Origin of the sequence: Microvirga puerhi (assembly GCF_020089865.1) — a bacterium.
Taxonomy (GTDB): Bacteria; Pseudomonadota; Alphaproteobacteria; order Rhizobiales; family Beijerinckiaceae; genus Microvirga; species Microvirga puerhi.
In genome coordinates, this window is record NZ_JAIRBM010000001.1 from 398,356 (window position 1) to 416,491 (window position 18,136).

Below are 18,136 nucleotides of genomic sequence, written 5' to 3' on the forward strand. Positions count from 1 at the left end.
TAGCCAACAACCCACTCTGGTGACGAAGGCGGGGTGTAGCGCAGTCTGGTAGCGCATCTGCTTTGGGAGCAGAGGGTCGCGGGTTCAAATCCTGCCGCCCCGACCACGTCGCCGAGAATGACCTTTGAGAGAGTATCGAAGCCCGATGCCCGCACGGATCTACAAGCCAGCCAAGGCCGCTACCCAATCCGGCCTCGCCCGTACCAAGCAGTGGCTTCTCGTTTTCGAGCAGGACAAGCCCCGCGAGATCGAGCCTCTCATGGGCTGGACGAGCTCCGGCGATACCCGGCAGCAGCTCCGTCTCTGGTTCGACACGCAGGAAGAGGCGGTTGCCTACGCCAAAAGGCAAGGGATCGCGTACCGCGTCGAGGAGCCGCAAGAGGTGAAGCGGCGTACCATGTCCTACTCGGATAATTTCAAATTCAACCGCGTCGGTCCCTGGACCCATTGAGGGTCGAGCGCGCCTCCGGCATGGCCCCGTAGCTCAGCTGGATAGAGCAGCCGCCTTCTAAGCGGCAGGTCGCAGGTTCGAACCCTGCCGGGGTCGCCATTCCATAGGGCCTGCGTGGTCGAAGGCGACAGAAATCACGGAAGATCAATAACTTCCGTTACGCTCCTCAACGCGTTCTTTAGCTGCCCATCTGCTGTGTCTTAGACGGCAAGTTCTCGGTGGGCCATAACCACCTTGTTCCGCCCCTGGCGCTTGGCGTCGTACAGGGCATTGTCTGCCAGCGTGATCAGAGCCTCGCAACGGTCCCCCGATGAACCCGGCTGCGGGTTCAGAGTTGCAATCCCGACGCTGACCGTCACGACGCATTTGGGCTCGTTTCTGGGATGCGGAAGCGCCAACGCCTCAACATCAGAGCGTAGCCTCTCGGCGATCTGCGCCGAGCCCTCTTCGTCTGTCGCGGGAAGCAACAGAACGAGCTCCTCTCCACCATATCGGGCTGCCAGATCGGCCGGTCTACGGGCGATCTGATCAACGACATGCGCTACTGCCCGAAGGCAGTCATCGCCGGCTTGGTGTCCGTGGAGGTCATTGAACTGCTTGAACTGGTCCACATCGATGAGGAGAAGCGAGAGAGGAGTTCCCTCGCGGATGGAGCGGCGCCATTCCTGTGCCAGCCGCTCATCGAAGCTGCGCCTGTTTGCCAATCCGGTCAGGCCGTCGATCCGCGCGAGTACCGCCAGCTTGGCTTCAGCCGTTTCCCTCCGCCGCAACTGGTTGACCAAGCTCCAGCCGAGAAGTCCGATGAAGGCGACAAGGGTGCCGATCGCGGAGCCGCGCAGGAGAACTTCGCTCCGCCAAGAGGCTAAGGCGTCGTCCCGCCCTGCGGAGGCGACGACTACGAACGGAAAATTGGTCCCGCTATCGAACCCGCCAATCCTGTCGAGACCATCGAGAGGCGATACGAATCGATATGTTCCTGCCGGAGTGCGATTCAGGTGCTCGATAACGGGATTGGCTCTTGTCGGGTCGGCTCCGGCAAAGTCCGCGAGAAATGGGTAGCGTGACAGGACGGTGCCGTCTTTCGCGGAGAGGACGATCGCCCCCTGACGACCGACTACGAACCGAGAATAGAAGCGGGCGAAATAGCTCGGGTCGATGCTTGCCACCACGATCCCGCCGAAGGAGCCGTCCGGGTTCGTGAAACGCCGGGAAATTGACGTCGTCCGTTCGCCAAGGGGCACATTGCGATCTGGCGGAGCAAAATAGGGGCGGCGGCTCAGGCTCTCTCGATGATAGGCAAAGAAGGAGCTATCTGCCTGGTTGGGTTTGTCCGGGAAAAGGGCCTGCGAAGAACTTGTGAGCCACTGACCATCAGCGCCATAGACGCTGATTTCCTTCAGGCGAGGCAGCAGGGAAACCCGATTGACCAAAATCGAGTGAAGATGCGCCATCGCCTCGGGAGATGTTCCGTCGACCTGGACCAGCTCGACCACGGCCGAGAGGGCGTAGTCCGTCATCTCGAACGTATCCTCGGCGTGCTGCTTCAAAGAGTGAGCGAGATTGGCCGTATTAATCGCTGTATCTTCGAGAGTCTCCTCATACTCGGTCCAATCGCGCCAGCCCTCGAGACCCAGAATGGCGAGGCATACAAGGGCGATGAAATGCTGAAGCCAGCGCGTTGAAGAGCGCTTTCGACGAAACCATGCTGAGGAAGGCTTAGACGCCTCGGCCTCGGAAGAAAGGTCGGTCGACAAGGTCATAACCCTCGATTCCAAAGCGATGGTTCACGCCGGGCGATCGTAAAAGACATGCCGGAAAAGAAGAAGCGCCAGGAGATGGCGCTAAAAACCTATAAATTACTTTACGTCAAGAAGTAATGATGCAACTTCTCTATCGAGGGTCAAATTTTTGATATTATTCCTAACAAAAACACGTGAAGAGGGGCGGCTGAGAGTGACCGCTCCCCTAAGTCCTCACGCATAGCGACCCAGAGACCGGCTCATATCCTATCAGCCCCATCGCAACACGAGCGGATCCAACCGACGTGCGAGCTCGATCAAACCCTTACGGGTGTCCGGATGGATCGGCTGCAGCGGCAGGCGTGCGGTATCCGAGCGAATGACGCCGCCTTCTTTCATCAAGGCCTTGCAGGCCAGCAATCCGCATTGACGGTTCTCATAATTGATCAACGGGAGCCAACGCTCGTAAGCCTGCATGGCGTCCTCCCGACGCCCGGCGGCATAAGGATCGATAATCTGTCGGATGCCGTCGGCATAGGCTCCCCCGGTCATGGCGCCGGTCCCGCCGGCATCGAGATCTGCCATGAGCGTGATCGCCTCTTCCCCGTCCCAAGGGCCTTCGATGGCATCACCCCCAAGGGCGAGGAGTTCCCGCAGCTTTGCAGCAGCGCCCGGGACCTCGATCTTGAAATAGGCGACATTCGGGATTTCCTGCGCCATGCGGGCGAGGACGGGGGCCGATAACGGCGTACCTGCGACAGGCGCGTCTTGGATCATGATCGGGATGTCGATGGCATCCGATACGGCCCTGTAGAATTCATAGATCCCTTTTTCTGAAACCCGAATGGTCGCGCCGTGATAGGGCGGCATGATCATGACCATGGCCGCGCCGGCGTCCTGAGCACGGCGGCTGCGCTCCGCGCAGATATGGGTCGCGAAGTGGGTGGTTGTCACGATAACCGGCACGCGGGCGGCAACATGATCAAGCACCTTCTGCATGATGACTTCCCGCTCGTCATCGGTCAGGACGAACTGTTCGGAGAAGTTCGCCAGGATGCAGAGGCCGTCCGAGCCAGCATCGATCATAAAGTCGACAGCCCGCAGCTGGCCTTCGAGGTCGAGCTTGCCGCTTTCGTCGAAAATGCTCGGCACGACAGGAAAGACGCCGCGATAGGGGCGAGTGAAAGAGGGCTGAGGCAAGACGGAATCCTCCCGATAGATCTTTTGGCTCTAATGATTGTCGCGGGGCACAGGCGAGCCCGTACGGCCCACGAGAAAGTCGAGATCGGCGCCCTTATCCGCCTGGAGCACGTGATCGACGTAGAGCTTGGCATAGCCCCGTTCCGCATGCGGCGTCGGCGGCATCCAGGCGGCGCGACGATGCTCCAGCTCGGCAGCATCCACATGAAGGTGCAGGCTGCGCTCCTGCACATTGAGAGTGATCAGATCGCCGCTCTGAACGAGTGCCAGAGGCCCGCCTGCGGCCGCCTCCGGCGCTACATGCAGGACAACCGTGCCATAGGCCGTGCCCGACATGCGGGCGTCGGAAATCCGCACCATGTCGCGCACGCCCTTGCGCAGCAGTTTTTGGGGTAGGGGCATGTTGCCGACCTCGGCCATGCCCGGATAGCCCTTCGGGCCGCAATTCTTGAGCACCATGATACAGGTCTCGTCGATGTCGAGATCCTCGTCGTCGATACGCTCGTGAAGCTCCTCGATGGTCTCGAACACGACCGCTCGGCCGGTATGATTCATGAGTTCCGGCGAGGCGGCCGACGGTTTGATGACGGCCCCGTTCGGCGCCAGATTGCCTCGCAGGATCGCAATCCCTGCATCCGGCTTGAAGGGCTCCTCGAACGGTGTGATGACGGCGCTGTTCCAGCAGGGGGCCTCCCTCACGTTCTCCCAGATCGGCTGGCCGTTCACGGTCAGGGCCCCCTTGTTCAGGAGCCCGCGCTCCCCGAGCGTCCGCAGGACGGCCGGCAGCCCGCCTGCATAGTAGAAATCCTCCATCAGGAACTGCCCCGATGGCATGAGGTCGACAAGGCAATGAATGTCCCGCCCGAGCCGGTCGAAATCGTCGAGAGTCAGATCGACACCAGCCCGACCTGCGATCGCCAGCAGGTGGACGACGGCGTTGGTCGATCCTCCGATGGCCGCAAGCGTCCGAATGGCATTCTCGAAAGCCTGGTGGGTCAGGATCTTCGAGAGGACCAGGTCTTCCCTGACCATGTCGACGATCCGCCGGCCGGCCATGCGTGCGAGGTGATTCCGGCGTGCGTCCGTTGCCGGAATGGCCGCATTTTCAGGTAGCCCCACGCCAAGCGCTTCGACCATGGAGGCCATGGTGGACGCCGTTCCCATGGTCATGCAGTGACCATGAGAACGGTTCATGGCGCCTTCGGCTTCATGGAATTCCTGGAGCGTCACCTCGCCGGCGCGCAGCTGCTCGCTCATCGAGATGATGTTGGTCCCCGATCCGATAGACTTGCCGCGATAGACGCCCCGCAGCTGCGGGCCCCCGGAAACTCCGATGGTCGGAAGGTCGGCAGAGGTGGCGCCCATCAGCAGCGCCGGCGTGGTCTTGTCGCAGCCCATCAGCAGCACCACGCCGTCGAGCGGGTGTGCGCGGATCGCTTCCTCCACGTCCATAGCGGCGAGGTTGCGGAAAAGCATGGCGGTTGGGCGCATCGTCACCTCGCCGAGCGAGGAGACCGGAAACTCGAGCGGAAAGCCGCCCGCGTCCAGCACGCCGTAGCGGACATGCTCGGCGATGGTGCGGAAATGCGAGTTGCAGGGGTTCAGTTCGGACCAGGTATTGCAGATCCCGATGACAGGCCGGCCCTCGAACTGGTCCTGGGGGAAGCCGCTGTTCTTGAGAAACGAGCGATAATAGAAGCCCATCTTATCCTGGCGAGCGAACCAAGCCTGGCTTCGCAATGAGCGCTTCCTGTCCTCAGTCATTTCCTCTCCGTCCATTCTGAACACGGGCCCGCAAAGGAGTCCGCAGCCGCGGCCGATTGAATCGGCGTTAAATTTCATATAATAGTATTAATAAGCAGCTGTTAAGGCTGCTGAAGTCAAAGAGCAACCGGAAATTTTCGGGAGGAAGGCATGAAGGTCACTCACTTTTTGACGTCCATCGGCATGGCCGCGCTGCTGCTTTCGGCAGGTGCAGCTCATGCCCAAAACAAACTAACCGTGGGTTTTTCGCAGGTGGGATCCGAGTCGGGCTGGCGGGCGGCAGAAACGAAGGTGTCGAAAACCGAGGCCGATAAACGGGGCGTCGACCTGAAAATTTCGGACGCTCAGCAAAAGCAGGAAAACCAGATCCGGGCGGTGCGTTCGTTCATCGCCCAGGGCGTCGACGCCATCTTCATCGCTCCCGTCGTGTCTACTGGGTGGGATGCCGTGCTCAAGGAAGCCAAGGACGCGAAGATTCCGGTGGTCCTTCTCGATCGCTCCATCGATACGAAAGACGAGTCCCTCTATCTGACGGCAGTAACCTCCGACACAGTCTATGAGGGAAAGGTTGCGGGTGAGTGGCTGGCCAAGGAAACGGGCGGCAAGTGCAATGTCGTTGAGCTGCAGGGGACCGTCGGCTCGAGCCCGGCGATCAACCGCAAGAAGGGCTTCGATCAGGTCGTGGCCGCCAATCCCGGCATGAAGATCATCCGCACCCAGTCCGGTGACTTCACGCGCACCAAGGGCAAAGAGGTGATGGAGAGCTTCATCAAGGCGGAGGGAGGCGGCAAGAACATCTGCGCGGTCTATGCCCACAACGACGATATGGCGATCGGCGCCATTCAGGCGATCAAGGAAGCCGGCTTGAAGCCTGGCAAGGACATCAAGATCGTCTCCATCGACGGCGTTCCGGACATCTTCAAGGCCATGGGTGATGGCGAAGCCAATATCACGGTGGAGCTGACCCCCAACATGGCCGGACCCGCCTTGGACGCGCTGATTGCCTTCAAGAAGGACGGCAAGCAACCTCCGAAATGGATTCAGACGGAGTCGAAGGTCTTCACGCCTGAGACCGCGCAGGCTGAATACAGCAAGCGCAAGGACCTTTACTGATATCGTCGCTTAAAGGGGCAGGTGGACGTGCCTGCCCCGATTACCCGCCGCACTGGCGGAACCGACGCGACGCGGAGAGGGAATGTTGCAGCCAGGCAGAGACGATCTGCAGCTTCTTCAAATTCGGGAGCTTACAAAAGGATTCCCGGGCGTGCAGGCGCTCGATCATGTGGATTTCACTTTGCAAAAGGGGGAAATCCACGGCCTGCTCGGAGAGAATGGCGCGGGGAAATCGACCCTGATCAAGGTGTTGACCGGCGTCTTCAGGCGGGACGGGGGCACCATTCAGCTCGATGGGCAGGATATCGCACCGCAAAATCCCGCGGACGCTTTGTCTCTCGGCATCGGGACCGTTTACCAGGAGGTCAATCTACTGTCGAACCTGTCGGTGGCCGAAAACCTCTTCATCGGCCGACAACCGCATCTGTTCGGACTCGTCCGCACGCGGGAAATGCGGCGCCGCGCCTCCGATCTCCTTGCCGGCTACGGACTTCATATCGAGGTTGCTAATCCTCTCGGAAGCTTCTCCGTTGCGGTCCAGCAGATCGTCGCCATCGCGCGTGCCGTCGATCTTTCGGCGAAGGTGCTAATCCTCGATGAGCCGACCGCCAGCCTCGATGCGCAGGAGGTCGCGACCCTTTTTGGAATTCTGAACGGATTGAAGCAGCGCGGCATCGGGATCGTGTTCGTCACGCATTTTCTCGACCAAGTCTATGCCGTCTGCGACCGTGTCACCATTCTCCGGAATGGGCGGCTCGTCGGTTCGCGCCCGATTGTCGACCTGCCTCGGATTGAGCTTGTTTCCATGATGCTGGGACGAGAACTCGCTGCCGAGGCTCTTCATCGCGAGCACCGCCGCGCCGTCGCGGGGGAGCCTCTCGTCGCATTCAGGGATTACGGCAAGCGCCGCTTTCTCGAGCCTTTCAACCTCGAAGTCAGGCCTGGTGAAGCCGTCGGCCTCGCTGGGCTCCTTGGATCGGGACGTACCGAGACTGCGAAGCTCGTTTTCGGCATCGAGCGGGCCGATAGCGGGCGGGCCTTCATCGACGGAAAGCAGGTGCGTATCGCTTCGCCCCGCGATGCGGCCCGGCTGCGGTTCGGATTCACTCCCGAGGACCGCAAGACCGAGGGGATCGTCGCGGAATTGTCTGTACGCGAAAACATCATCCTCGCTCTTCAGGCGCGGCGCGGATGGCTCTCTCCCTTGCCGAGGCGCGTGCAGGACGAGATCGCGGACCGGTTCATCAAGCTGCTCGATATTCGGACCCCAGATGCGGAGAAGCCTATCGGCCTTCTCTCCGGCGGCAACCAGCAGAAGGCACTGCTCGCCCGTTGGCTGGCGACCGAGCCGCGCTTCCTCATCCTCGATGAGCCGACCCGTGGGATCGACGTCGGGGCCCATGCCGAGATCATTCGCCTGATCGAGCGCCTCTGCGAGGATGGTCTCGCGCTCCTCGTCATCTCTTCCGAGCTGGAGGAGATCGCGGCCTACAGCGACCGGGTGATCGTGCTGCGCGACCGTCGGCATGTGCGCGAACTGATCGGCTCGGACGTGAGCGCCGACGGCATCATGACAACCATTGCGGGTCATTGAATGAGCGTCGTCGTCAAGGCCAGTGTTCCTCGCAGCGTTCCCAAAGGGCTTCCCCAAGCTGTGGCCCTTGTGGCGGTGTTCCTGGTGAACTGGCTCGTTTTCCGGGACTTCTTTGCCATACGCATCCAGGATGGGCGCCTCTTCGGCAGTCTTATCGACGTGCTTAACCGTGGCGCGCCCGTGGCGATCCTGGCATTGGGCATGACGCTCGTCATCGCCACCCGAGGAATAGACCTCTCGGTCGGCGCCGTCATGGCCATCGCGGGGGCGATGGCTGCCACGTTGACAGCGCAAGGCTATCCGCTTCCGGTGGTCCTGTCGGCTGCGGTGGGCATCGGGCTGGCGTGCGGCCTATGGAACGGCTTCCTCGTCGCGGTTCTGGAGATCCAGCCCTTCGTTGCCACTCTCATTCTGATGGTCGCCGGCAGGGGCTTCGCCCAGCTAATTACGGAAGGGCAGATCATCACCTTCGTCAGCGAAGGGTTTGCTGCAATCGGCAGTGGCTCAATCCTCATGCTTCCGATGCCCGTCGTCATCGCGGTCGTGATGCTGCTCGTGACGCATCTCGTGGTCCGCTATACGGCCCTCGGACTGTTCATCGAAGCCATCGGAGCCAATGTGCGCTCCAGTGCCTATGCCGGGATTGGTACCAAGGCGGTGATCATCGCAGTCTATATGTGGTGCGGCCTATGTGCTGCCATTGCCGGGTTGATCGTAACCGCGGATATCCGGGGGGCGGATGCCAACAATGCAGGTCTCTGGCTTGAGCTCGACGCCATTCTGGCGGTGGTGATCGGTGGCACGTCCCTCTTCGGGGGACGCTTCAGCCTCGGCCTGTCGGTGGTCGGTGCGCTCATCATCCAGGCGATGAATACGGGCATCCTGCTGAGCGGCTATCCGCCGGAATACAACCTCATCGTCAAGGCCGTGGTGGTGCTGGCCGTCCTTCTGGCGCAATCACCGATCCTGTCTGGCCTCCGCACGGCCGTGAGGAGCAAGGCATGATACGACGCCATCTCCCGGTTCTGATCACGCTCGCCGTCTTCGTCGTCGGCTATCTGATCTGTCTTGCTCAGTTTCCGAGTTTCGCCTCTACGCGAGTGATAGCCAACCTGCTGACGGACAACGCCTTTTTGGGGATCGTCGCCGTCGGAATGACGTTCGTGATCCTGTCAGGCGGCATCGATCTGTCGGTCGGCTCAGTCATTGCCTTTACGGGAGTTTTCCTCGCCGTCGGCATCGAGAAATACGACATCAATCCCTATCTGGCCTTCGTCCTGATCCTCGGCATCGCGGCGCTCTTCGGGGCCGGAATGGGTTTTCTGATCCATGCCTTCCAGATCCCGGCTTTCATCGTGACGCTGGCTGGCATGTTCCTGGCGCGCGGCATGTGCTTCGTACTCACGACGGACTCGATCCCGATCAACGCGCCTGCCTATAGTCAGATCACGGATATCGCATTCATGCTGCCGGGAGGAGGGCGCCTGACCTTCATCGCCCTGGTCATGCTGCTGACTTTTGCCGCGGGCATCGTGCTGGCGCATTTCACGCGCTTCGGCGCGAACGTCTATGCCTTGGGCGGCAATCGGACATCGGCGGAGCTGATGGGTGTGCCCGTCGGGCGGACAACGGTCCGGATCTATATGCTGTCGAGTTTCCTTGCGGCACTCGCAGGCATCGTCTTTTCATTCTACACCTCGGCGGGTTATTCCCTCGCGGCGACCGGTGTCGAACTGGACACGATCGCAGCGGTCGTCATCGGCGGTACGCTTCTCACGGGTGGCTACGGTACAATTATCGGGACGTTGGTCGGTGTGCTGATTCAAGGCCTCATCCAAACATACATAACCTTCGAGGGGACCTTGAGTTCTTGGTGGACGAAAATCGCGATCGGGGCCCTTCTGTTTGCATTCATTGTTCTGCAGCGCGGACTTTCCGCTGCATCAGGCCGTTCCAGCAGGGCGTAGGGAGGCCGCATGATGACATCGATGAGCGATTATCGGACTGCCTCCCGAACTCGGTCGGCGCATGATCTCGTCGCCCATGGCATTGGTCACAGCATCATGCAGGGGCGCTATCCCGTCGGAAGCACTCTGCCGGGCGACGCAGAGCTGATGGAATATTTCGGTGTCTCCCGCACGGCCTTAAGGGAGGCACTGAAAACACTGGCGGCCAAGGGGCTCATCGAGTCCAAGACGAAGGTCGGTACCCGCGTGCTGGGGCGCGAGAACTGGAACATGTTCGATGCCGACATTCTGGAGTGGCACCTTGAGATCGGCGTCGATGCCAAGTTTCTGGGCTGGCTCTTCGAAATCCGGCAGGCCCTCGAACCCCTTGCCTGCGCAACCGCGGCCATTCGCCGGTCACCGGAGCAGCTCGAGCGAATGCGCGACGCCCTGATCGGCATGGCGCGCTGCCGGGACGACAGACGCGGCTTTACCCGCTCCGATCTGGCGTTCCATCAGGCTATCCTGGAGGCTTCCGGCAATCCTTTCCTCCAATCCATCGGCTCCGTGATCGGGGCGGCGCTTGCCACCTCCTTCGACGTGAGTTCGCCGGTCTCCAGTGTGGAGCGCTTCACGGTGGTGATGAGGCTTCATCAGGCAGTTTTCGATGCCATCGAGCGGAAGGACGCTGCCGGGGCAGGCCATGCCATCTCTACCCTGATCGTCCAGACGGCGGCCCGGGTCGGGATCACCACCCAGGCCGGTGCGATCACCACGGTCAGTCTTCATGCATTTTCGGAGGCGAATTCGGATGCTAGCATCACATCCGGTCTGCGCCTCTCGCCGAGGGGGCAATAGAGCCGGCGGCTGCCTCCATAAGAGTGAGGCAACTTGCATGGGTGTGATTGTATTATAGTATTAATGACCGATGCCGAGGCGATCCATTACCGTCGTCTCGCCTGTCCAGGAGGTCAGCGCCCCGGGAGAAGGGCGTCCCTTCGGCGCCTCGCTGAGAACAAGCGTTCCGACAGCCGGGCGTGCACGAGAAATTTTGCTGACTTGGGGCCCATGGACCAACCGACTCGCCAGTGGCGCGCGGTTTGAAGCACAGGGAGAACGAACTTGAAGAAGCTTACAGCTACAATAGCCGCGCTTGCCCTTGGGGCGCTCGGATTTGCCGGCGCTGCTCATGCTCAAGGTAAGGGCCTGATCGGCGTATCCATGCCGACGAAATCATCAGCCCGCTGGATCGACGACGGCAACAATATGGTCAAGTCCCTGAAGGAAAAGGGATATGACGTCGATCTTCAATATGCCGAAGACGATATTCCGAACCAGCTCGCCCAGATCGAGAACATGATCACCAAGGGTTCCAAGGTCCTGGTGATTGCAGCCATCGACGGAACCACCCTGTCAGATGCGCTCCAGCAGGCTGCGGACAAGGGCATCAAGGTGATTGCCTATGACCGCCTGATCCGCAACTCGAAGAACGTCGACTACTACGCGACCTTCGACAATTTCCAGGTCGGCGTGCTCCAGGGTGGCTATATCGAGAAGGCGCTCGGTCTAAAAGAGGGCAAGGGGCCATTCAACATCGAACTCTTCGGCGGCTCACCCGACGATAACAACGCGTTCTTCTTCTACAATGGCGCGATGTCGGTCCTCGACCCGTACATCAAGAGCGGCAAGCTGGTGGTGGCAAGCGGCCAGACCGGGATGGACAAGGTCTCGACCCTGCGCTGGGACGGCGCCGTCGCCCAGGCTCGCATGGATAACCTGCTCAGCGCCTATTACAACGACAAGCGTGTTGATGCGGTACTGTCGCCCTATGATGGCCTGAGCATCGGCATCATCTCGTCGCTCAAAGGCGTCGGGTATGGCACGCCCAAGCAGCCCATGCCGGTCGTCACCGGGCAGGATGCCGAAGTCCCGTCGATGAAATCCATCCTCGCCAAGGAGCAGACGTCCACGATCTTCAAGGATACGCGGGATCTCGCGAAGGTGGCCGCGAACATGGTCGACGCCATTCTCGCCGGCAAGACGGTCGAGGTGAACGACACCAAAACCTATGAGAACGGCATGAAGACGGTTCCATCCTATCTGCTGAAACCGGTCAGCGTGGATGCCTCCAACTGGAAGCAGGTGCTGGTCGACAGCGGCTACTACAAGGAAGGCCAGATCAAGTGAGATGAACGGCGAGCGGGCCCCGCATCTCGGCGGGGCCCGTTTTCCATTAAGATGCTTGATCGAAAGGAAGGCGATGACTGCGATCCTTGAGATGCGAGGGATCACGAAGACGTTTCCAGGCGTCAACGCCTTGGACAACGTCAACCTCACTGTCGAGGCTGGTGAGATCCATGCTCTGGTCGGAGAGAACGGCGCCGGCAAATCGACCCTGATGAAGGTCCTAAGCGGCGTTTATCCGTATGGGACCTATTCCGGCGATATCATCTTCGAGGAGGAGGAGCGGCGCTTCAAAGGCATTGCGGACAGCGAAAAGCTCGGGATCATCATCATCCACCAGGAACTGGCTCTGGTGCCGCTTCTCTCGATCGCCGAGAACATCTTCCTTGGAAACGAGCAGGCGACCTACGGAATCATCGAATGGTCCCTGGCCTTTGCTCGGACCAAAGAGCTTCTGAAGCGGGTAGGGCTGAAGGAATCTCCCGATACGCTTGTCACCAACCTTGGTGTTGGCAAGCAGCAATTGGTGGAGATCGCCAAGGCTCTCTCGAAAAGGGTCAAGCTGCTGATCCTGGACGAGCCGACCGCCAGCCTCAACGAGAAGGACAGCGACGCGCTTCTTGAGCTGCTCCTTCAGTTCAAGGCGCACGGCATCGCCTCAATTCTGATCTCACACAAGCTCAACGAGATCTCCAAGGTCGCCGACTCGATCACGGTGCTCCGGGACGGCAGCACGGTCGAAACTCTCGATTGCCGTAAGGAAGCGATCAGCGAGGATCGCATCATCCGGGGTATGGTCGGCCGGGCCATGGAGGACCGCTATCCGAAGCGTGAATCCCACGTGGGCGAGACGATCTTCGCGGTCGAGAACTGGAGCGCCTACCATCCGATCCACGCGGACCGAAAGGTCGTGAAGGACGTCAATCTCCATATCAGGAAGGGTGAAATCGTCGGGATCGCCGGCTTGATGGGAGCGGGCCGCACGGAATTCGCCATGAGCCTGTTCGGACGGACCTACGGCCAGCACATCACCGGCCGGGCGATGCTCCATGGCAAGGATATCGACGTCAGCACGGTGAGCGGCGCGGTCGCGAACGGGATCGCCTATGTGACCGAGGACCGGAAGACCTACGGCCTCGTTCTCGAAGAGACCATCGTCAAGAACGTGACCTTGGCCCATCTTTCGGGCGTCTCGACAAATATGATCATCGACGACATGCGAGAGCTTGCAGTCGCCAACGACTATCGCGGCAGGCTCAGGATCCGCAGCGCCAACGTCTATCAGCAGGCGGTGAACCTGTCCGGCGGAAACCAGCAGAAAGTGGTTCTGAGCAAATGGCTCTTCGCTAGCCCCGAGATCCTTATTTTGGATGAGCCCACACGAGGCATAGACGTCGGGGCGAAGTACGAAATCTATACGATCATCAACAGCCTGGCGGATGCCGGGAAGGGCGTGCTGCTGATCTCGTCCGAAATGCCGGAGCTGCTTGGAATGTGCGACCGGATCTACGTGATGAACGAGGGAGCGATCATCGGCGAGTTCCCTGCGGCGGAGGCGTCCCAGGAAAAGATCATGCATGCCATCGTGAAATCGGGAAGGCGTTGAGATGGATACCGGGATTGCGAGCAAACTGAGCGTCGACAAGCGGGAATCTTACGGGAACTTCCTCAAGACGCATTTTCGCGACTACGGCATGCTGGTGTCGCTGTTGGTCATCATGGCCTTCTTCCAGGTGGTCACTGACGGTACCCTTCTGAAGCCGCTCAACCTTACCAATCTGGTGCTGCAGAACAGCTATATCGTCATCATGGCCCTCGGCATGCTCCTCGTGATCGTGTCCGGCCATATCGACCTTTCTGTCGGCTCGATCGTGGGCTTCATTGGTGGTCTTGCCGCCGTCCTGATGGTCCAGTTCGGCTTCCATTTCATTCCGACCATCGTGATCTGTCTCCTGGTCGGAGCACTCATCGGCGCCATTCAGGGCTATTGGGTCGCGTTCCTGAAGGTCCCGTCCTTCATCGTGACGCTCGCCGGAATGCTCGTCTTCAAGGGACTTCTGCTCTCGCTTCTCGGTGGCCGCTCGGTCGGCCCCTTCCCAGTTACGTTCCAGAAACTGAGCTCGGGCTTCATCCCCGATATCGGAACGAGCGATACGCTCAACATGACTGCACTGGCCTTAGGCGTCATCGTCGCCGCGGCGCTGATCTATTTCAGCTATCGCGCCAGGGCCAGCCAGGAGAAGCATGGCGTTGAAACGGCTCCGTTCGGGTTCTTCCTCTTCAAGAACGCGCTGCTGGCGGTTCTTCTCGTCGGCTTCAGCTACCTTCTTGCCACCTATCGTGGCCTGCCGAACGTTCTGGTGATCATGTTCGCGCTGGTGGCGCTCTACGCCTTCGTGACGAACCGGACGACCATCGGGCGGCGAATCTATGCGCTGGGCGGCAACGAAAAAGCCGCGAAGCTCTCCGGCATTAAAACCGAACGGCTGACCTTCCTGACCTTCGTCAATATGGGCGTGCTTGCGGCGCTCGCGGGCCTGATCTTCGCCGCGCGCCTCAATACAGCGACACCCAAGGCTGGCCTCGGTTTCGAGCTCGATGTCATCGCCGCATGCTTCATCGGCGGGGCCTCCGCCTATGGCGGTGTCGGCAAGGTGACGGGAGCCGTCATCGGCGCCTTCGTGATGGGCGTCATGAACAACGGCATGTCGATCCTCGGTATCGGCATCGACTATCAGCAGGTCATCAAAGGGCTTGTGCTGCTGGCAGCCGTGACCCTCGACGTCTACAACAAGAAGAAGTGAGGGGCGACCTGACTCCAGTCCGACCCGCAACGTCAGGCAGCATCGGCAAGGCCGATGAGCATGTCGACCAGCGGATCGTCGGGGTCGGCGAGACCGGCCATGACGTCGAAATGATGGGCGTTCGCCACCTCATGGACCGAGCCCAGCGCGTCCATGGCATTCCACTGAGTCACGAAGTCCCGGGATTGGCGACGATATTCGGCGCTCTCGGCCCCGCCCACCACGGCAACGAAGCGCGTGTCCGCCGGAGGCTGGTCATAGATCGGGCTCAAGCGGCGCGCCTCCTCGATCGTCAAGCCAAGCGCCCGGTTGACGGAGGTCGAAACGAGCGGCACGAGGTCGAACAATCCCGAGATCGAAAGGCCTGCCCGGATCGGCCGTTTCAATGACTTTACGCTGCGCGCCATCAGGCATGCGGCCAGATGACCGCCAGCGGAATGGCCTGCGACAATCAAGGAGCGCCCCGATCTCTGCATGAGAAAATCGGCGGCTGTTTCCATCTCGGCCACGATCCCGCTTAGCGTGACATGGGGCGCAAGATCATAGCTCGGGACAGCAACCGTCAGGCCGCGCTCGTTGGCTCCGCGGGCGAGGTGGCTCGACGACGACTTGTCCAGCCCCTGCCAATAACCGCCATGGATGAACATCACGACAGGGCCGCCCGCGTCACCTCCTGGTGGGTGAAATAGATCGACGCGATGGCGCGGGCCTGGGCCATAGGCGAGGTCGAGTTCGCACAATGCCGCAGCCCGATAGGCGGCCGCATCCCGGTGCCAGCCGTCCATATGGACCATGTGATCCGCGACCCGTGCCCGGTTGTTGTATTCGGCTTCCAGATCCAGTTCGGTCATGGCGGCGCCCCCTACACGTGCAGATACCGGTCCTTCAGGGTCGTGTCAGCCATGAGCTCGGCGCTCGTGCCGGTCCAGACCGAACGCCCCTTCTCGATGATGACATGCCTGTCGGCGAAGGCTGCGAGGGCATTGACGTTCTTGTCGATCACGAGGATCGACTGATGCTCTGCACGCAACCGTTTCAGGCAGTCCCAGATCTCCAGGCGGATCAACGGAGCGAGCCCTTCGGTCGCCTCGTCGAGAATGACGAGTTTCGGATTGGTCATCAGGGCCCGGCCAATGGCGAGCATCTGCTGTTCACCCCCGGACAGCTGGGTTCCGAGATTGAGACGGCGCTCCTTCAGGCGGGGAAAGAGGTCGTAGACCGCATCGAGGGTCCAGCGGCGCGAGCCCAAGCGGGTTGACGCCGTGGCCACTAGGTTCTCCTCGACCGAAAGTGTCGGAAAGATCTGCCGCCCCTCGGGAACAAGCCCGATGCCGGCTTTGGCGACCCGATAGGGCGCAAAACCGGTGACCGTGCCTCCATCGAAGCGGACTTCGCCACCTTGGGGCTGAAGCAGGCCCATAATGGCGCGGATCGTGGTGGTCTTGCCCATGCCGTTCCTGCCAAGCAGGGTCACGACCTCGCCCGCACCGACATTGAGCGAGACGTCGAACAGGACCTGGGCGGCGCCATAGGAGGCTTGCAGGTTACGGACCGAGAGCATCAGGCCATTTCCTCCTCACCAAGGTAGGCGGAGCGAACCTCGGGGTTGGCCCGGATCCGTTCCGGCGTATCCGTGGCGATCAGGCGCCCGTAGACGAGGACACTGATCCGGTCGGCGAGGGAGAACACCGCCTCCATATCGTGCTCGATGAGCAGAATGGTCGTGTGGCTTCGCAGGCGCTGCAGAACGTCGAGCACGCGACGGGATTCGTCATGGCCCGTCCCGGCCAGTGGCTCGTCGAGCAGAAGGAGCTTCGGCTCAGTCGCGAGCGCAATGGCAAGTTCAAGCTGCCGCTTCTCGCCATGGGACAGGAGGCCAGCCTGAATCTGAGCCCGTGCCCCGAGCCCGACGAGATTCAGGCATTCCATGGCGGGCTCGTTGAGTTGCCGCTCCCGCGCGGCGTTCCCGAACAGACGATAGCTCGAGCCGGACCGCGCCTGAACCGCGAGCGAGACATTCTCCAGCGCGGAAAAACCGGGCAGTACCGAGGTGATCTGAAACGACCGGGCCAGTCCACGTCTCACACGCTCATGCATCGGAAGGCGGGTCACATCCTGTCCGTCGAATAGAACTTGCCCCGAGACAGAGGGCACGAGGCCGGAGATCTGATGGATCAGGGTGGTTTTCCCAGCGCCATTGGGCCCGATGATCGCGTGGACTTCGCCTGTGGGAACCGAAAGGCTCACGTCGTCTGTCACCACGAGGGCGCCATAGGATTTCCGCAGGTTTCTCAGTTCGAGCAACGCGTCAGCCATGCCGTCCTCGCCCGAGAAGGCCCGTGATCCCCCCGCGCGCGAAAAGCACGATGAGGATCAGAAGCGGACCGAAGATCATCTTCCAGTTTTCCACGAGGCGGGATTGAAGGTCGCTGCCCAGCGCAGAGGCCGCGAAATGGAGGATCTCCGGCAAGAATTCCTCCAGCAGCAGGAAGACAGCCGCGCCGATGATCGCACCGTGGAGGCTGCCGATGCCGCCGAGTACTACCATGAAGATCAATTCACCCGACCGCTGCCACGTCATATAGGACGGGCTGATGAACTCCGCTTGGTTGGCGAGCAGGAATCCTGCGAGGCCCGCCATCATGCCGCTGATGACATAGGCCAGAAGCTGATACCGGAAGGGATGGAAGCCGATGGCCTCCATGCGGACAGCGTTTTCCCGCGTGCCACGAAGGACACGCCCGAAGCGAGACGCGACGATGCCCCGCGACAGGAGATAGGTCCCCAGGAGACAGAAAAGGACGAGACCATAGAAGACGCGGTCGTTCTTGAGGATGGACGTGCCTGCCATCAGGCTCCGGGAAGCCAGCGTCATGCCGTCGTCGCCGCCATAGGCGGCGAGGGACGTCGCGAGAAAGAACAGCATCTGGCCGAAGGCCAGGGTGATCATGATGAAATACACGCCCTTCGTGCGCAGGGAGATCGTTCCGGTCACGGTCGCGAAGAGAGCCGAGGCCGCAAGCGCCAGGGGGATTTGGATGAGCGCATCCTCACTACCGTGGCTCGCGAGGATGCCCACCGCATATCCGCCGATGCCAAGGAAGGCCGCGTGGCCGAAGCTCACCAGCGCGCCGTAACCCAGAATGAGATCGAGGGACATGGCTGCCAGTCCGAAGATCATCACACGAGACAGAAGGGACAGAACGTAACCTTCCGCACCGGTCAGCGGAGCTAGGAGCGGAGCAAGCGCGAGGATGGCGAACAGCACAAGTGGGACGCGTTCGATCCGAGACGGGGAAGGAGCGAACGAGGAAGGGTGTGCGTGGATGAGTTCCGTCATG

At 60.8% G+C, this 18,136-nt stretch carries 16 protein-coding genes and 2 tRNA genes; 11 read left to right on the forward strand and 7 right to left on the reverse strand.

Annotated features, from left to right (window positions below; genetic code table 11):
• Positions 1-29: 29 nt before the first annotated feature.
• The 3 genes from K9B37_RS01900 to K9B37_RS01910 all read left to right on the forward strand — a co-directional run bounded on the left by K9B37_RS01900 (position 30) and on the right by K9B37_RS01910 (position 550).
• Positions 30-106 (forward strand) — tRNA-Pro (locus K9B37_RS01900).
• Between the two features lie 39 nt (positions 107-145).
• A complete protein-coding gene (locus K9B37_RS01905; RefSeq protein ID WP_224311087.1) occupies positions 146-451 on the forward strand; it encodes an ETC complex I subunit in 306 nt (101 codons plus the stop codon).
• A 22-nt stretch (positions 452-473) separates the two neighbouring features.
• Positions 474-550 (forward strand) — tRNA-Arg (locus K9B37_RS01910).
• 101 nt (positions 551-651) lie between these two features.
• On the opposite strand, the gene K9B37_RS01915 is transcribed toward K9B37_RS01910, so the two are convergent.
• From K9B37_RS01915 to K9B37_RS01925, 3 genes are all read right to left on the reverse strand, one after another.
• Positions 652-2,211 (reverse strand): sensor domain-containing diguanylate cyclase, encoded by a 1,560-nt coding sequence (locus tag K9B37_RS01915; protein ID WP_224311088.1) that lies wholly within the window; start codon positions 2,209-2,211, stop codon positions 652-654.
• Between the two features lie 249 nt (positions 2,212-2,460).
• Positions 2,461-3,390 (reverse strand): dihydrodipicolinate synthase family protein, encoded by a 930-nt coding sequence (locus K9B37_RS01920; RefSeq protein WP_224311089.1) that lies wholly within the window; start codon positions 3,388-3,390, stop codon positions 2,461-2,463.
• 30 nt (positions 3,391-3,420) lie between these two features.
• Entirely contained in the window at positions 3,421-5,154 is a 1,734-nt protein-coding gene (locus K9B37_RS01925) for an IlvD/Edd family dehydratase (RefSeq protein ID WP_224311090.1), read from the reverse strand.
• Between the two features lie 150 nt (positions 5,155-5,304).
• Here K9B37_RS01925 and ytfQ point away from each other — a divergent pair, with 150 nt between their 5' ends.
• The 8 genes from ytfQ (at position 5,305) to mmsB (ending at position 14,795) form a co-directional block, all read left to right on the forward strand.
• Positions 5,305-6,267 (forward strand): galactofuranose ABC transporter, galactofuranose-binding protein YtfQ, encoded by a 963-nt coding sequence (gene ytfQ, locus K9B37_RS01930; protein ID WP_305072120.1) that lies wholly within the window; start codon positions 5,305-5,307, stop codon positions 6,265-6,267.
• A gap of 82 nt (positions 6,268-6,349) precedes the next feature.
• Positions 6,350-7,861: a galactofuranose ABC transporter, ATP-binding protein YtfR gene (gene ytfR / locus K9B37_RS01935; protein WP_224311091.1), complete on the forward strand. Its 1,512-nt coding sequence runs from the start codon at positions 6,350-6,352 to the stop codon at positions 7,859-7,861.
• Positions 7,862-8,866 carry a galactofuranose ABC transporter, ATP-binding protein YtfT gene (ytfT, locus tag K9B37_RS01940; protein ID WP_224311092.1) on the forward strand — a complete coding sequence of 335 codons (1,005 nt, stop codon included), beginning with the start codon at positions 7,862-7,864 and terminating at the stop codon, positions 8,864-8,866.
• Positions 8,863-9,828 (forward strand): galactofuranose ABC transporter, permease protein YjfF, encoded by a 966-nt coding sequence (gene yjfF, locus K9B37_RS01945; RefSeq protein ID WP_255616320.1) that lies wholly within the window; start codon positions 8,863-8,865, stop codon positions 9,826-9,828. Before ytfT ends, yjfF begins: the two co-directional genes overlap by 4 nt.
• 9 nt (positions 9,829-9,837) lie before the next feature.
• Entirely contained in the window at positions 9,838-10,665 is an 828-nt protein-coding gene (locus tag K9B37_RS01950) for a FadR/GntR family transcriptional regulator (protein WP_224311093.1), read from the forward strand.
• 264 nt (positions 10,666-10,929) lie between these two features.
• Entirely contained in the window at positions 10,930-11,994 is a 1,065-nt protein-coding gene (gene chvE / locus K9B37_RS01955) for a multiple monosaccharide ABC transporter substrate-binding protein (RefSeq protein ID WP_224311094.1), read from the forward strand.
• A 73-nt stretch (positions 11,995-12,067) separates the two neighbouring features.
• Positions 12,068-13,597, forward strand: coding sequence for a multiple monosaccharide ABC transporter ATP-binding protein (gene mmsA / locus K9B37_RS01960; protein WP_224311095.1), 1,530 nt, complete (start codon positions 12,068-12,070; stop codon positions 13,595-13,597).
• A 1-nt stretch (position 13,598) separates the two neighbouring features.
• Positions 13,599-14,795 carry a multiple monosaccharide ABC transporter permease gene (gene mmsB / locus K9B37_RS01965; protein WP_224311096.1) on the forward strand — a complete coding sequence of 399 codons (1,197 nt, stop codon included), beginning with the start codon at positions 13,599-13,601 and terminating at the stop codon, positions 14,793-14,795.
• A gap of 32 nt (positions 14,796-14,827) precedes the next feature.
• On the opposite strand, the gene K9B37_RS01970 is transcribed toward mmsB, so the two are convergent.
• The 4 genes from K9B37_RS01970 to K9B37_RS01985 are packed head-to-tail and all read right to left on the reverse strand — an operon-like array spanning position 14,828 to position 18,135.
• Positions 14,828-15,646 (reverse strand): alpha/beta hydrolase, encoded by an 819-nt coding sequence (locus K9B37_RS01970; protein ID WP_224311097.1) that lies wholly within the window; start codon positions 15,644-15,646, stop codon positions 14,828-14,830.
• Positions 15,647-15,657: 11 nt separating this feature from the next.
• Positions 15,658-16,356, reverse strand: a complete 699-nt coding sequence (locus K9B37_RS01975; RefSeq protein WP_224311098.1) for an ABC transporter ATP-binding protein — start codon at positions 16,354-16,356, stop codon at positions 15,658-15,660.
• Positions 16,356-17,111, reverse strand: a complete 756-nt coding sequence (locus K9B37_RS01980) for an ABC transporter ATP-binding protein (protein WP_224311099.1) — start codon at positions 17,109-17,111, stop codon at positions 16,356-16,358. Before K9B37_RS01980 ends, K9B37_RS01975 begins: the two co-directional genes overlap by 1 nt.
• The gene (locus K9B37_RS01985) at positions 17,104-18,135 is read right to left on the reverse strand and encodes a branched-chain amino acid ABC transporter permease (protein WP_224311100.1); all 1,032 of its coding nucleotides are present in this window, start codon (positions 18,133-18,135) and stop codon (positions 17,104-17,106) included. The genes K9B37_RS01980 and K9B37_RS01985 overlap by 8 nt, the downstream gene beginning before the upstream one ends.
• Between the last annotated feature and the right edge of the window lies 1 nt (position 18,136).